The organism is Pseudomonas sp. LTGT-11-2Z (assembly GCF_003691445.1).
Lineage (GTDB): Bacteria > Pseudomonadota > Gammaproteobacteria > Pseudomonadales > Pseudomonadaceae > Aquipseudomonas > Aquipseudomonas monteilii.
In genome coordinates this window covers 4,410,803-4,423,575 of the sequence record NZ_CP033104.1, presented here as the reverse complement: position 1 = coordinate 4,423,575, position 12,773 = coordinate 4,410,803, and the positions used below count along the sequence as shown (strand labels likewise).

Below are 12,773 nucleotides of genomic sequence, written 5' to 3'. Positions count from 1 at the left end.
GCTTGGATGATCCGTGCAATTTCCCGCAAGTTAGGCATAATAAACCGCTTCGATTGTCATCCAGTCCTTCCCATGCAGAAAGAACCTCGTAAGGTCCGTGAGTTTCGCCGTCGCGAACAGGAAATCCTCGACACCGCGCTCAAGCTGTTTCTCGAACAGGGTGAAGACAGCGTCACCGTCGAGATGATCGCCGACGCCGTGGGCATCGGCAAAGGCACGATCTACAAGCACTTCAAGTCCAAGGCGGAGATCTACCTGCGCCTGATGCTCGACTATGAGCGTGACCTGAACGCACTGTTGCACTCGGCCGACGTCGACCGCGACAAGGAAGCCCTGTCGCGTGCCTACTTCGAGTTCCGCATGCGCGACCCGCAACGTTACCGGCTGTTCGACCGCCTGGAAGAAAAGGTGGTCAAGGGCAATCAGGTGCCGGAAATGGTCGAGCAACTGCACAGCATTCGGGCCTCCAACTTCGACCGCCTGACCCAGCTGATCAAAGGCCGCATCAGCGAAGGCAAGCTTGAAGACGTGCCGCCCTATTTCCACTATTGCGCCGCCTGGGCACTGGTGCATGGCGCCGTGGCGCTGTACCACTCGCCGTTCTGGAGCAATGTGCTGGAGGACCAGGAGGGCTTCTTCCAGTTCCTGATGGACATTGGCGTGCGCATGGGTAACAAGCGCAAGCGCGATCCGGAACCTTCGAACTGAAGCGCAGCTTCCTTCGCTGCTGATACCCGGTATGAAGCGGGGGCTTGCAAAAACCTGATTTATGAGTCAGGTTTTGCCAGCCCTCATCATCCATGCCGGAGTCATTCATGATTGTCGATCGTCAAGGCAGGCGTTTTCGCAACCTGCGCGTCAGCCTGACGGCTGCCTGCAATTACGCCTGCACCTACTGCGTACCAGACGGCAAGCGTCTGGTGGCGGCGCAGGACGAATTGTCGGCGGATGCCCTGGCCCGTGGCGTGGCCTACCTGATCGAAGCGGCCGGTATCGAGCGGCTGCGCATCACGGGCGGTGAGCCGTTGGTCAGCCCACGCCTGGATGCCTTTCTGGCCGCTGTCGCCGAACTAAGCCTCGATGATATTTCGTTGACCACCAATGGCCAGTTGTTGGCGCGCAAGTTGCCCCAGTTGCAGGCAGCTGGCATCCGCCGCCTGAATGTTTCGCTCGACACCCTTGACCCTCAAGCCTTCCGCCGCATTGCGCGGGGTGGCGACCTGGCCAATGTGCTGACAGGTATGGAGCAGGCGAGTGCGATGGGGATGCGCATCAAGGTGAACATGGTGCCGATGCGTGGGCAGAACCTCGACCAGGTATTGCCCCTGCTGGATTACTGCCTTGAACGCGGCTTTGAGCTTCGCTTCATAGAGCTCATGCGCATGGGCCACCTGGCGCGTGACCGCAATACGTTCCTGCAACAGTTCGTCGGCCTGGACACACTGCTCACGCTGATTGGCAGCAGGCACACCTATGCCCAGGTCGATGCGCCAGTGGACGCCACGGCTTTGCGCTATCAAATACCTGGGCGTGGGCACTTTGGCGTCATTGCCAACGAAAGCCTGCCGTTCTGCCGCACCTGCTCGCGTTTGCGTTTGTCCTCTACAGGCTGGTTGCATGGCTGCCTTTCGTCCAGCAATCGCCACTTCGTCGGCGATCTGCTGGATAAGCCACGCCATCAAGCATTGCCGGCCCTGCAGCGCTTGCTGGTCAAGGCCTTGGCTGACAAGCAAGAGCAAGCGTTTGCCGGGGATGTGATGGTGATGAAAGTGATCGGCGGCTGAAGCTGGCGCAAAAGCTGCATCCGCCGGCTATTCGCCGGTTTTTCGTCACCGGCCACTGGAGGAAAGATGCGTAGCCTGGTCTTGCTGCTGGCGCTGATGGCGCTGGGCGGTTGCATGAATGTCAGCGATATGGGCGAGGGCGTTCGTTATCACATGAGCGATGCCGGTCTGCTCGACCACAACGATACCCGTCGCACCCTGTCGATCCGTCTGCAGCCCGATTCGTTCATCTTCATTGGCCAGGGCGCGTTCGTGCCACCGGGCAAGGGGCCGGTGCCACGGCAGAACGTGGTGGCCGAGCAGGCCTTCAAGAGCTTCGTCGAGTATTTCCCGCTGGTGCGCCGTGCCCAGGGGCCGCTGGGCCTGGAAGAAGCCGTTGCCCAGGCACGTTCGGTAGGTGCGGACTACGTGTTGTACACCCGCTTCGCCCGTACCGACGACCGCATCGGCAATGGCGACGAATGGTATGACGAACAGGCGGTCGACCGCTTGGGTTGGGACAGTGGCGTGGTGCAGATGATGCTGATCGAAACCAATACCCGCTACCTGATCGATACCGCACGCATCAAGAGCCGTGGCGGTTTGTTGACGTTCCACGACAATACCCCCGAGGATTTGCTTGGCGCACCGATGCGCGAGTACGCTCGTAGCCTTCTGGGCATGAGCGAATGAGGCAGGCGTGATGAGCGATTCCGGCAAGGCCAATGATCTTCTGGCGCAGATCCCCAAGGCCAAGGGGTTGCCGCCGGTGCATCTGTGGAACCCGGACTTCTGCGGCGACATCGACATGCGGATCGCTCGCGACGGCACCTGGTACTACCTGGGTACGCCGATCGGGCGCAAACCGATGGTGCGGCTGTTCTCCACCATCATCCGCCGCGATGGCGATGACTACTTCCTGGTGACTCCGGTAGAAAAGGTTGGCATCCGCGTGGATGACGCGCCGTTCGTGGCGGTGGCGCTGGAGGTGCTGGGGGAGGGCGAACAGCAGGTGCTGCGCTTTACCAGCAATGTCGAGGATCAGGTGGATGCCGGCCCGGACAGCCCGCTGCGCGTGGTGATCGACCCGGTGACGCAAGAGCCGTCGCCCTATGTGCTGATGCGTAGCAACCTTGAGGCGCTGATTCATCGCAACGTGTTCTACCAGCTGGTGGAACTGGCGGTGCCGCGTGTGATCGACGGTGACGAGTGGCTTGGGGTGTGGAGCCAAGGGGCGTTTTACCCGATCGGGCGGAGTAGCTGAAGGCGCTCGATCTGCCAGGCGCTGACATCCTTCCGGTGAGCCACGAAAAAGCCCCCGGTTGCTTGCGCAACCGGGGGCTTTTCAGTGTTTGGCTCCGCGACCTGGACTCGAACCAGGGACCCAATGATTAACAGTCATTTGCTCTACCGACTGAGCTATCGCGGAATCTGCGCGTATCTTACTGATTGCCAAGAGGATGTCAAGCTACCCCTTGGCAAAACAATGAGTTACAGCACTTCTACGATGGCTTTGGTGACCACGTGGATGTTGCTCTGGTTCAGCGCGGCCACTGCGATGCGGCCGGTGTCCAGGGCGTAGATGCCAAAGTCGTTCTTCAGGCGGGCAACCTGTTCAACGGTCAGGCCCGAGTAGGAGAACATGCCAACCTGACGGCCAACGAAGCTGAAGTCGCGGTTGGCGCCATATTCGGCCAGCAGCGAAACCATCTGCTTGCGCATGCCGTGGATGCGCTCGCGCATTTCGGCCAGTTCGGTTTCCCACATCTGGCGCAGTTCGGCACTGTTCAGTACGGTGGCCACGATGGTGGCGCCGTGGGTTGGCGGGTTGGAGTAGGTGGTGCGGATCACGCGCTTGACCTGCGACAGCACGCGGGTGCTCTCGTCCTTGGATGCGGTGACGATCGACAGCGCTCCCACGCGCTCGCCGTACAGCGAGAACGACTTGGAGAACGAGCTGGAAACGAAGAACTCCAGGCCCGACTCGGCGAACAGACGCACGGCGAAGGCGTCTTCGGCGATGCCGTCACCAAAGCCCTGGTAGGCCATGTCGAGGAACGGTACATGGCCTTTGGCCTTGACCACTTCCAGGACGTTTTTCCAGTCATCCAGGCTCAGGTCGACGCCGGTCGGGTTGTGGCAGCAGGCGTGCAGCACCACGATCGAGCCGGACGGCAGGTTGTTCAGGTCTTCGAGCATGCCGGCGCGATTGACGTCGTGGGTCGGCGCGTCGTAGTAGCGGTAATTCTGCACCGGGAAGCCGGCCGATTCGAACAGGGCGCGGTGGTTTTCCCAGCTTGGGTCGCTGATGGCAACCACGGCGTTTGGCGAGATACGCTTGAGGAAGTCGGCGCCAATCTTCAGTGCGCCGGTACCGCCGACGGCCTGCACGGTAACCACGCGGCCAGCGGCCAGCAGTGGCGACTCGGCGCCGAAGATCAGTTTTTGCACGGCCTGGTCGTAGGTGGCGATACCGTCGATCGGCAGGTAGCCGCGCGAGGCGTGCTGGGCGGCACGCTGGGTCTCGGCTTCGATCACGGCGCGCAGCAGCGGAATGCGGCCTTCCTCATTGCAGTACACGCCAACGCCCAGGTTGACCTTGTCGGTACGTGGGTCGGCGTTGAATGCTTCGTTGAGGCCCAGAATAGGGTCGCGGGGTGCCAGCTCGACAGCGGAAAACAGGCTCATTGTTACCTTGGCTCTGATTGGAGAGTGATAGGACGTACACGCTCCAGCCGAATGCACTGAAGCGGTGCACAAACGGGGAGTCAGTATAGTGATACCGACCGGTCACTGCGACACTCTGGCACAGCTTTTCCGGCTATTTGCGCAAATATTTTTCGACCATTGGTCGAATTGCCGGGTCCACCGTTACACGCGCTCACAGCTACGCCTTGAAAGCGCCCCCGGGCGGGCGCATTTGGGTATAGACTACTGGCTAAATTTACAGTTGCTGCAGCACCGCGAGGTCCGTCATGTCCGAGTTCCAGCTCGTCACCCGTTTCCAGCCGGCCGGCGACCAGCCCGAGGCCATTCGCCAGATGGTCGAAGGCATCGAGGCGGGGCTGTCGCACCAGACGTTGCTCGGGGTGACCGGGTCGGGCAAGACCTTCAGCATTGCCAATGTCATCCAGCAGGTGCAGCGCCCGACCCTGGTGCTGGCGCCTAACAAGACCCTGGCCGCGCAGCTGTACGGCGAATTCAAGGCGTTTTTCCCCAACAATGCGGTGGAGTATTTCGTTTCCTACTACGACTACTACCAGCCTGAAGCCTACGTGCCGTCTTCGGACACCTTCATCGAGAAGGACGCCTCGATCAACGACCATATCGAGCAGATGCGCCTGTCGGCGACCAAGGCACTGCTGGAGCGGCGCGATGCGATCATCGTGACCACCGTTTCGTGCATCTATGGTTTGGGTAGCCCCGAGTCCTACCTGAAAATGGTCCTGCACGTAGACCGTGGTGACAAGCTTGACCAGCGTGCGCTGCTGCGCCGGCTAGCTGATCTGCAATACACCCGCAACGAAATGGACTTTGCCCGTGCCACGTTCCGCGTGCGTGGTGATGTGATCGACATTTTCCCGGCCGAATCGGACCTTGAGGCCATCCGTATCGAGCTGTTCGATGACGAGGTGGAAAATATCGCCGCCTTCGACCCGCTCACCGGCGAGGTCTTCCGCAAGTTGCCGCGTTTTACCTTCTACCCCAAAAGCCACTACGTCACGCCGCGGGAAACCCTGCTGGAGGCGGTGGAGGGTATCAAGGAAGAGTTGAAGGAACGCCTGGAGTACCTGCAAAAGGCCAACAAGCTGGTGGAGGCGCAGCGTCTGGAACAACGTACCCGCTTCGACCTGGAGATGATTCTGGAGCTGGGCTACTGCAACGGCATCGAGAACTACTCGCGCTACCTGTCTGGCCGCCCGGCCGGCGCACCGCCGCCCACCTTGTACGACTACCTGCCGCCGGATGCGCTACTGGTGATCGATGAATCCCACGTCAGTGTTCCGCAGGTCGGCGCCATGTACAAAGGCGACCGCTCGCGCAAGGAAACCCTGGTCGAGTACGGCTTTCGCATGCCCTCGGCGCTGGATAACCGCCCCATGCGTTTCGATGAATGGGAGAATGTCAGCCCGCAAACCATCTTTGTGTCCGCTACCCCTGGCCCCTACGAGGCTGAGCACGCCGGGCGCGTGGTGGAGCAGGTGGTGCGCCCGACCGGCCTCGTCGACCCGCAGGTCGAGGTGCGCCCGGCACTGACTCAGGTGGATGACCTGTTGTCGGAGATCCGCAAGCGTGTGGCCCTGGGCGAGCGGGTGCTGGCCACCACGCTGACCAAGCGCATGGCCGAAGACCTGACCGACTACCTGGCCGACCATGACGTGCGGGTGCGCTACCTGCACTCGGACATCGATACCGTGGAGCGGGTGGAAATCATCCGCGACCTGCGGCTGGGTACTTTCGATGTGCTGGTCGGTATCAACCTGCTGCGTGAGGGCCTGGACATGCCGGAGGTGTCGCTGGTGGCGATCCTCGATGCCGACAAGGAAGGGTTCCTGCGTTCCGAGCGGTCGCTGATCCAGACCATCGGGCGTGCTGCGCGTAACCTCAATGGCCGGGCGATCCTGTACGCCGACACTGTCACCGGTTCGATGCAGCGGGCGATTGACGAAACCGAGCGCCGCCGCGAGAAGCAGATCGCGTTCAACGAAGCCAACGGCATCGTGCCCAAGGGCGTGGTCAAGGACATCACCGACATCATGGAAGGTGCCACCGTCCCTGGCGCGCGCAGCAAGAAACGCAAGGGCATGGCCAAGGCGGCGGAGGAGAGCGCCCGTTACGAAGCCGAACTGCGTACGCCGGGCGAGATCACCAAGCGTATCAAACAACTGGAAGAGAAGATGATGCAGTTTGCCCGCGATCTGGAATTCGAGGCGGCGGCGCAGTTGCGCGACGAGATCACTCAACTGCGGGAGCGGTTGATTACCAGCTGAAGCCTGTCGCCGGCCATGCGGGAGCGGGCGTGCCCGCTCCCGCATGGGGCGCATTTAATCTGAAATAGCCTCAGTGGGCTTCCCCGGCTTTCAAGCCTTCCGGCAACTTCCGGGTCAGCAACACCGCCACCATACTCACCGCCAACCCAATCCCAACGAAGTGGAACGCATCGTTGTACGCCATGATCAACGCCTGCTGGTGAGTAATCTCGCTCAACTTCCCCAGCGCCGCATTGTCATTCCCCAGCCTTTCGGCCAGCTGCGCCAGCCGCTCCGCCACCTGCGGGTTGCTCGGCACCACCGCCTCCCGCAGGTAATCGAAGTACACCTTGGTCCGCGCATCCAGCAGGGTGGCCAGCAAGGCAATGCCAATCGCTCCACCCAGATTACGCAGGATATTGAACAGGCTCGAAGCCGACCCGGCATCCTGCGGCTGGATGTAGGCTGTGGCGATCAACGAAATGGTCACCATGATCATCGGTTGGCCCAAGGCGCGGATGATCTGGATCTGGTTGAACTGCGGCCCGGCAAAATCCGGGTTGAGCACCCCCGAGCCGAAACTGGCCGCACCGAACAGGCAGAACCCCAACGCACACAGCACCTTGGGCGAAACCACTTTCATCAGTTGCGGTACCAGCGGAATCAGGAACAGCTGCGGAATCCCCATCCACATGATCACCTCGCCGATCTGCAAGGCGTTGTAACCCTGCACCTGCGCCAGGTACAGCGGCAACAGGTAGATCGACCCGTACAGCCCCACGCCCATGCCCAGGCTGGCAATGCTCGACAAGCCAAAATTACGGTTGCCCAGGATGCGCAGGTTGATCAGCGGGTTTGGCCTGGAAAACTGCAGGATGACGAAGGTGATCAGGCTGACCAGGGCGATGCTGCCCAGGCCCACGATGAGGTGCGATTCCAGCCAGTCCTTGCGGTGGCCTTCCTCCAGGAACACCTGTAGGCAACCCAGCCCCAGGCCCAGGGTGACGATGCCGGCGTAATCGGTGCTTTTCAGCAGTTCCCAGTGCGCTTCCTTCTTTTCCAGCCCGTACAGCAGGCCGGCGATCATCACCAGCCCCGGCGGGATGTTGATGTAGAAGATGTACTCCCAGCCCCAGTTTTCGGTCAGCCAGCCGCCCAGAGTGGGGCCGATGGACGGGGCGAAGGTGGCCGTCATGGCAAACATGGCCATGCCTTTGGCGCGGTGGTGCTCAGGCAGTTTGATCAGGGTAAGGGTGAAGGCCAACGGGATCAGTGCGCCACCGGTAAAGCCTTGCAGGGCCCGGAACAGGATCATGCTCTCCAGGTTCCAGGCCATCGAGCACAGCAGCGACGACAGCAGGAAGCCTGCAGATACCCACACCGCCAGGCGCCGCGCCGACAGCAGCTGCACCAGCCAGGCGGTTAGCGGGATCATGATGATTTCCGCTACCAGGTACGAAGTGGAAATCCATGAACCTTCTTCCAGCGTGGCCGACAGTGCGCCCTGGATGTCTTTGAGCGACGAGTTGGTGATCTGGATGTCCAGCACCGCCATAAAGGCGCCGAGCATCACGCTCATCACTGCGATCCAGTCGCGTCGGGTTGGCTCGGCTGTAGGCCTGAGCAGTTGATCACCGGCCATCGTGGCCTTCGTTTTCGCTGCGCAGGTCGACGGTGGCGGTTACCGACATGCCGGGGCGGATGCGCCCGTGCAGCGGGTTGTCGGCGCGGAAGGTGAGTTTTACCGGGATGCGCTGCACCACCTTGGTGAAGTTGCCGGTGGCGTTGTCGGGCGGCAGCAGGCTGAATTGCGCGCCCGACGCGGCGAACAGGCTGTCGACCCGGCCTTCGATGGGCGTGTCGGGGTAGCTGTCGAACAGCAGTTCAGCGCGCTGGCCGGGCTGCATGTGGCCAATCTGCGTTTCCTTGAAGTTGGCCTGCACCCAGATGTCTTCATCGGGCACGATCGACAGCAGGTAGGCGCCGGCCTGCACCACCTGGCCATTGCGCGCATTGCGCTGGCCAATGGTGCCGCTGATCGGTGCGCGGATCTCGCAGCGGGTCAGGTTCAGCTCAGCCTGGGCCAGGTCGGCGCGGGCATTGGCGATTTGCGCATCGAGGCGCTTGAGGTCGGCGTTCAGCGCGTTGACTTGCTGGCGCTGGCTTTGCAGGTCGGCGCGGGCCTTGTCGACCTGAGAACCGGCGACGTGGCTGTCTGCCGACAGGGTGGTGACCCGTTCTTCGGATACAAAGCCAGGCTTGCGCAGCTTCTCGGCGCGGCTCAGGTCTAGCCGTGAACGGTCGAAAGTGGCTTGGTTGGCCGCCACCTGGGCCTGGCCGGCAGCAATCAGGCTGCCTTGCTGGGTCAGGCGGCTTTGCGCCTGTGCGTACTCGGCTTCGCGGGTGGCGAGGGCGGCATTGGCGCGCTCAACCGCCAGCTCGAAGTCGGCGGCTTCCAGGCGCACCAGCAGGTCGCCTTTGTTGACGTGCTGGTTGTCCTCGACCGGCACCGTGTCGATGCGGGCGCCCAGCTGGCTGGAAATGCGCGTGATTTCGCCCTGTACATAGGCGTTGTCGGTGCTCTCGTAGAAGCGGCCTTTGAAGTACCAGTGGGCCAGGAAGGCGAGGGCGATGAGGGTCACGAGGGTGAAAAAGACCAGCAGGCGACGTTTGAGTTGGGCGGGCATGGGGGACTATCGTTCCAGAATTGTAAATAAATTTAACAGCGGCACAGGGCCTGTCGACAAGTGACGTTCGCGCCATTGCTGGAGCCCGGTGCCTGCCTCCTGCTAACATCCCGCCTTTGTTTCATCTTTCGTTCGAGACCTTCCATGACCACCGTACGCACGCGTATCGCGCCATCGCCTACCGGCGACCCCCATGTCGGCACTGCCTACATCGCCCTGTTCAACTACTGCTTTGCCAAGCAGCACGGCGGTGAGTTCATCCTGCGCATCGAAGACACCGACCAGCTGCGCTCCACGCGCGAGTCGGAACAGCAGATCTTCGACGCCCTGCGCTGGCTCGGCATCGAATGGAACGAAGGCCCGGACGTCGGCGGCCCGCACGGTCCGTACCGGCAGAGCGAGCGTGGCGAGATCTACGCCAAGTACGCCAAGGAACTGGTCGACGCCGGCCACGCCTTCTACTGCTTCTGCACCGCTGAAGAGCTGGACCAGATGCGTGCCGAGCAGCAAGCCCGCGGCGAAACCCCGCGCTACGATGGTCGCGCATTGCTGCTGAGCGCCGAGGAAGTGCAGCGCCGCCTGGCCGCTGGCGAGCCACATGTGATCCGCATGAAGGTGCCGAGCGAAGGCATGTGCGTGGTCCCGGACATGCTGCGCGGCGATGTCGAAATCCCGTGGGACCGCATGGACATGCAGGTGCTGATGAAGAACGACGGCCTGCCGACGTACTTCCTGGCCAACGTGGTCGACGACCACCTGATGGGCATCACCCACGTACTGCGTGGCGAAGAGTGGCTGCCGTCGGCGCCCAAGCTGATCAAGCTGTATGAGTACTTCGGCTGGGAACAGCCAAAGCTGTGCTACATGCCGCTGCTGCGTAACCCGGACAAATCCAAGCTGTCCAAGCGCAAGAACCCGACCTCGGTCACCTTCTACGAGCGCATGGGCTTCATGCCCGAGGCGATGCTCAACTACCTGGGCCGCATGGGCTGGTCGATGCCGGACGAGCGCGAGAAGTTCTCGCTGGCCGAAATGGTCGAGCACTTCGACCTGTCGCGTATTTCGCTGGGCGGGCCGATTTTCGACATCGAGAAGCTGTCGTGGCTCAACGGCCAGTGGCTGCGCGAGCTGCCGGTCGAGGAATTCGCGGCACGCCTGCAGAAGTGGGCATTCAACAGCGACTACATGATGAAGATCGCCCCGCACGTGCAGGGTCGTGTGGAAACCTTCAGCCAGGTTGCCCCGCTGGGCGGGTTCTTCTTCGAAGGCGCGCTGAAGCTGGATGCCAAGCTGTTCGAAAGCAAGAAGCTGTCGGCCGACCAGGTGCGTCAGGTGATCCAGCTGATCCTGTGGAAGCTCGAAAGCCTGCGCCAGTGGGAAAAAGAGCGCATCACCGGCTGCATCCAGGCCGTGGTCGAGGCGCTGGAACTGAAGCTGCGTGACGCCATGCCGCTGATGTTCGCCGCCATCACTGGCCAGGCCAGTTCGGTTTCGGTACTGGACGCCATGGAAATCCTTGGCCCGGACCTGACCCGTTACCGCCTGCGTCAGGCCCTGGACTTGCTGGGTGGCGTGTCGAAGAAAGAAAACAAGGAGTGGGAAAAGCTGTTGGCCTCGATTGCCTGACGGCGTTTCCCAGCCTGTAGCTGAAACCTGTGGGAGCGGGTTCACCCGCGAATACGATGGCGCTTGCACTGCCGCATTCGCGGGTAAACCTGCTCCCACAGGGTTCGATGCTGAGGTTTTGGTAGGGCAGGGCGGTAAGTGATTGTTATCTGTGAAAATTTTTTTGATTATTTTAAAAAATTAGTTTGACAGCCCTGCAATCCGAACTTAATATGCGCCCCGTCCACAGCGATGAACGAAAACGAAACGCGAGCCGCCCAGCCAGCGATTCTGTTCAGAGCGACATTGTGGGGCTATAGCTCAGCTGGGAGAGCGCCTGCATGGCATGCAGGAGGTCAGCGGTTCGATCCCGCTTAGCTCCACCAAATTCCGCTTGGCAGCCAAGGCTGTCGAGCAAGACCGGGTCCAGCAACCGGGTCTTGAAGGTAAGAAGGTTCGTCCCCTTCGTCTAGTGGCCTAGGACACCGCCCTTTCACGGCGGTAACAGGGGTTCGAGTCCCCTAGGGGACGCCAGTTTTGCACAAGCGATGTTTCACGATGTCGCTGGGCCGAGAGGCTAGAAATCCGGGGCTATAGCTCAGCTGGGAGAGCGCCTGCATGGCATGCAGGAGGTCAGCGGTTCGATCCCGCTTAGCTCCACCAATTTTGCCGCGGTTCGCGTAAGCGGATCGGCACGAAGGTTACGTCCCCTTCGTCTAGTGGCCTAGGACACCGCCCTTTCACGGCGGTAACAGGGGTTCGAGTCCCCTAGGGGACGCCAGTTTTGCACAAGCGATGTTTCACGATGTCGCTGGGCCGAGAGGCTAGAAATCCGGGGCTATAGCTCAGCTGGGAGAGCGCCTGCATGGCATGCAGGAGGTCAGCGGTTCGATCCCGCTTAGCTCCACCAATTTTGCCGCGGTTCGCGTAAGCGGATCGGCACGAAGGTTACGTCCCCTTCGTCTAGTGGCCTAGGACACCGCCCTTTCACGGCGGTAACAGGGGTTCGAGTCCCCTAGGGGACGCCATTTTGCCCGCGTTTTGCGGGACCTTTAAGGCTCATTCGATTATTGAATGGGCCTTTTGTTTTTCTCCCTCCCGAAAAATTCGCAACCGACAGGCGGCGAGAAATTCTGCTTGCCAAAAAATATGATGAGAATAATATTTCAATCATCATATTTTGTCCGGCGAATGTTCAGATGAGCGACAAGAAGAGCAAAACCCGCGAACGCATCCTGGAAGCCGCACGCAGTGCGCTGATCCAGCATGGCCCCGCCGAGCCCAGCGTGAGCCAGGTGATGGGGGCTGCCGGGCTGACGGTGGGTGGGTTCTATGCCCATTTCGACAGCAAGGACGAGCTGATGCTCGAAGCGTTCCGCCAGCTGTTGGGTGAGCGTCGCGCCTTGCTCGCCCAGATCGACCCCAGCCTCGATGGGGCAGGGCGGCGGGCGCTGGCCAGTGCCTTCTATCTGTCGCGCAAGCACCGCGATGCTGAGGTGCATGCCTGCCCGTTGCCCAACTCGCTGGGCGAGATGCAGCGCCTGCCGGAAGTCTTCCGTGAGGTATTGGCCGAACACATCGAGCTGATGACCGCTGCCATGGTCGATCGCCCCGAGGATGCCGACAAAGCCCTGGCCGATCTGGCGTTGATGGTCGGTGGCCTGGCCCTGGCCCGCGCTCTGGGTACCAGCGAGTTGTCAGACCGCATTCTGCGCGCCGCCAAATCGGCGGTGCTTTAACCCTGGAGC

10 protein-coding genes and 7 tRNA genes are annotated in these 12,773 nt (G+C 61.3%); 13 read left to right on the top strand and 4 right to left on the bottom strand.

Features of this window, described 5'->3' with window-relative positions:
- The first annotated feature begins 72 nt into the window (after nt 1-72).
- From D8767_RS20755 to D8767_RS20740, 4 genes are all read left to right on the top strand, one after another.
- Complete coding sequence (locus D8767_RS20755; protein WP_003260720.1) at nt 73-708, top strand: TetR/AcrR family transcriptional regulator; 636 nt, start codon at nt 73-75, stop codon at nt 706-708.
- Between the two features lie 107 nt (nt 709-815).
- A complete protein-coding gene (locus D8767_RS20750; RefSeq protein ID WP_028699296.1) occupies nt 816-1,784 on the top strand; it encodes a GTP 3',8-cyclase MoaA in 969 nt (322 codons plus the stop codon).
- 66 nt (nt 1,785-1,850) lie between these two features.
- Nucleotides 1,851-2,456, top strand: coding sequence for a DUF4823 domain-containing protein (locus tag D8767_RS20745; RefSeq protein WP_016715149.1), 606 nt, complete (start codon nt 1,851-1,853; stop codon nt 2,454-2,456).
- Nucleotides 2,457-2,466: 10 nt separating this feature from the next.
- Nucleotides 2,467-3,027: a DUF1285 domain-containing protein gene (locus tag D8767_RS20740; protein WP_016715150.1), complete on the top strand. Its 561-nt coding sequence runs from the start codon at nt 2,467-2,469 to the stop codon at nt 3,025-3,027.
- 89 nt (nt 3,028-3,116) lie between these two features.
- Here the strand turns inward: D8767_RS20740 and D8767_RS20735 are convergent.
- A tRNA-Asn gene (locus D8767_RS20735) sits at nt 3,117-3,192 on the bottom strand.
- Between the two features lie 62 nt (nt 3,193-3,254).
- Entirely contained in the window at nt 3,255-4,451 is a 1,197-nt protein-coding gene (locus D8767_RS20730; RefSeq protein ID WP_016715151.1) for an amino acid aminotransferase, read from the bottom strand.
- Between the two features lie 287 nt (nt 4,452-4,738).
- Between D8767_RS20730 and uvrB the strand changes: the two genes are divergently transcribed.
- Nucleotides 4,739-6,754, top strand: a complete 2,016-nt coding sequence (uvrB, locus tag D8767_RS20725) for an excinuclease ABC subunit UvrB (protein ID WP_016715152.1) — start codon at nt 4,739-4,741, stop codon at nt 6,752-6,754.
- A gap of 70 nt (nt 6,755-6,824) precedes the next feature.
- Here the strand turns inward: uvrB and D8767_RS20720 are convergent, their stop codons facing one another.
- Nucleotides 6,825-8,315, bottom strand: coding sequence for an MDR family MFS transporter (locus tag D8767_RS20720; RefSeq protein ID WP_174244696.1), 1,491 nt, complete (start codon nt 8,313-8,315; stop codon nt 6,825-6,827).
- A gap of 49 nt (nt 8,316-8,364) precedes the next feature.
- The gene (locus D8767_RS20715) at nt 8,365-9,420 is read right to left on the bottom strand and encodes an HlyD family secretion protein (protein ID WP_016715154.1); all 1,056 of its coding nucleotides are present in this window, start codon (nt 9,418-9,420) and stop codon (nt 8,365-8,367) included.
- Between the two features lie 144 nt (nt 9,421-9,564).
- Between D8767_RS20715 and gltX the strand changes: the two genes are divergently transcribed.
- The 8 genes from gltX to D8767_RS20675 all read left to right on the top strand — a co-directional run bounded on the left by gltX (nt 9,565) and on the right by D8767_RS20675 (nt 12,764).
- Nucleotides 9,565-11,046, top strand: coding sequence for a glutamate--tRNA ligase (gene gltX / locus D8767_RS20710; protein WP_016715155.1), 1,482 nt, complete (start codon nt 9,565-9,567; stop codon nt 11,044-11,046).
- 289 nt (nt 11,047-11,335) lie between these two features.
- A tRNA-Ala gene (locus D8767_RS20705) sits at nt 11,336-11,411 on the top strand.
- Nucleotides 11,412-11,483: 72 nt separating this feature from the next.
- Nucleotides 11,484-11,559 (top strand) — tRNA-Glu (locus D8767_RS20700).
- 53 nt (nt 11,560-11,612) lie between these two features.
- Nucleotides 11,613-11,688, top strand: a tRNA-Ala gene (locus D8767_RS20695).
- A gap of 42 nt (nt 11,689-11,730) precedes the next feature.
- A tRNA-Glu gene (locus D8767_RS20690) sits at nt 11,731-11,806 on the top strand.
- Nucleotides 11,807-11,859: 53 nt separating this feature from the next.
- A tRNA-Ala gene (locus tag D8767_RS20685) sits at nt 11,860-11,935 on the top strand.
- Nucleotides 11,936-11,977: 42 nt separating this feature from the next.
- Nucleotides 11,978-12,053: transfer RNA gene (locus tag D8767_RS20680), tRNA-Glu, on the top strand.
- Nucleotides 12,054-12,224: 171 nt separating this feature from the next.
- Nucleotides 12,225-12,764 carry a TetR/AcrR family transcriptional regulator gene (locus D8767_RS20675; RefSeq protein ID WP_016715158.1) on the top strand — a complete coding sequence of 180 codons (540 nt, stop codon included), beginning with the start codon at nt 12,225-12,227 and terminating at the stop codon, nt 12,762-12,764.
- The last annotated feature ends 9 nt before the right edge of the window (nt 12,765-12,773 follow it).

Excerpts from the sequence above, each read along its gene's own strand:
- D8767_RS20755 (WP_003260720.1), top strand. The coding sequence starts at position 73 with ATGCAGAAAGAACCTCGTAAGGTCCGTGAGTTTCGCCGTCGCGAACAG.
- D8767_RS20745 (WP_016715149.1), top strand. The coding sequence starts at position 1,851 with ATGCGTAGCCTGGTCTTGCTGCTGGCGCTGATGGCGCTGGGCGGTTGC.
- gltX (WP_016715155.1), top strand. The coding sequence starts at position 9,565 with ATGACCACCGTACGCACGCGTATCGCGCCATCGCCTACCGGCGACCCC.
- D8767_RS20730 (WP_016715151.1), bottom strand. The coding sequence starts at position 4,451 with ATGAGCCTGTTTTCCGCTGTCGAGCTGGCACCCCGCGACCCTATTCTG.
- D8767_RS20750 (WP_028699296.1), top strand. The coding sequence starts at position 816 with ATGATTGTCGATCGTCAAGGCAGGCGTTTTCGCAACCTGCGCGTCAGC.
- D8767_RS20675 (WP_016715158.1), top strand. The coding sequence starts at position 12,225 with ATGAGCGACAAGAAGAGCAAAACCCGCGAACGCATCCTGGAAGCCGCA.
- D8767_RS20715 (WP_016715154.1), bottom strand. The coding sequence starts at position 9,420 with ATGCCCGCCCAACTCAAACGTCGCCTGCTGGTCTTTTTCACCCTCGTG.
- D8767_RS20740 (WP_016715150.1), top strand. The coding sequence starts at position 2,467 with ATGAGCGATTCCGGCAAGGCCAATGATCTTCTGGCGCAGATCCCCAAG.
- uvrB (WP_016715152.1), top strand. The coding sequence starts at position 4,739 with ATGTCCGAGTTCCAGCTCGTCACCCGTTTCCAGCCGGCCGGCGACCAG.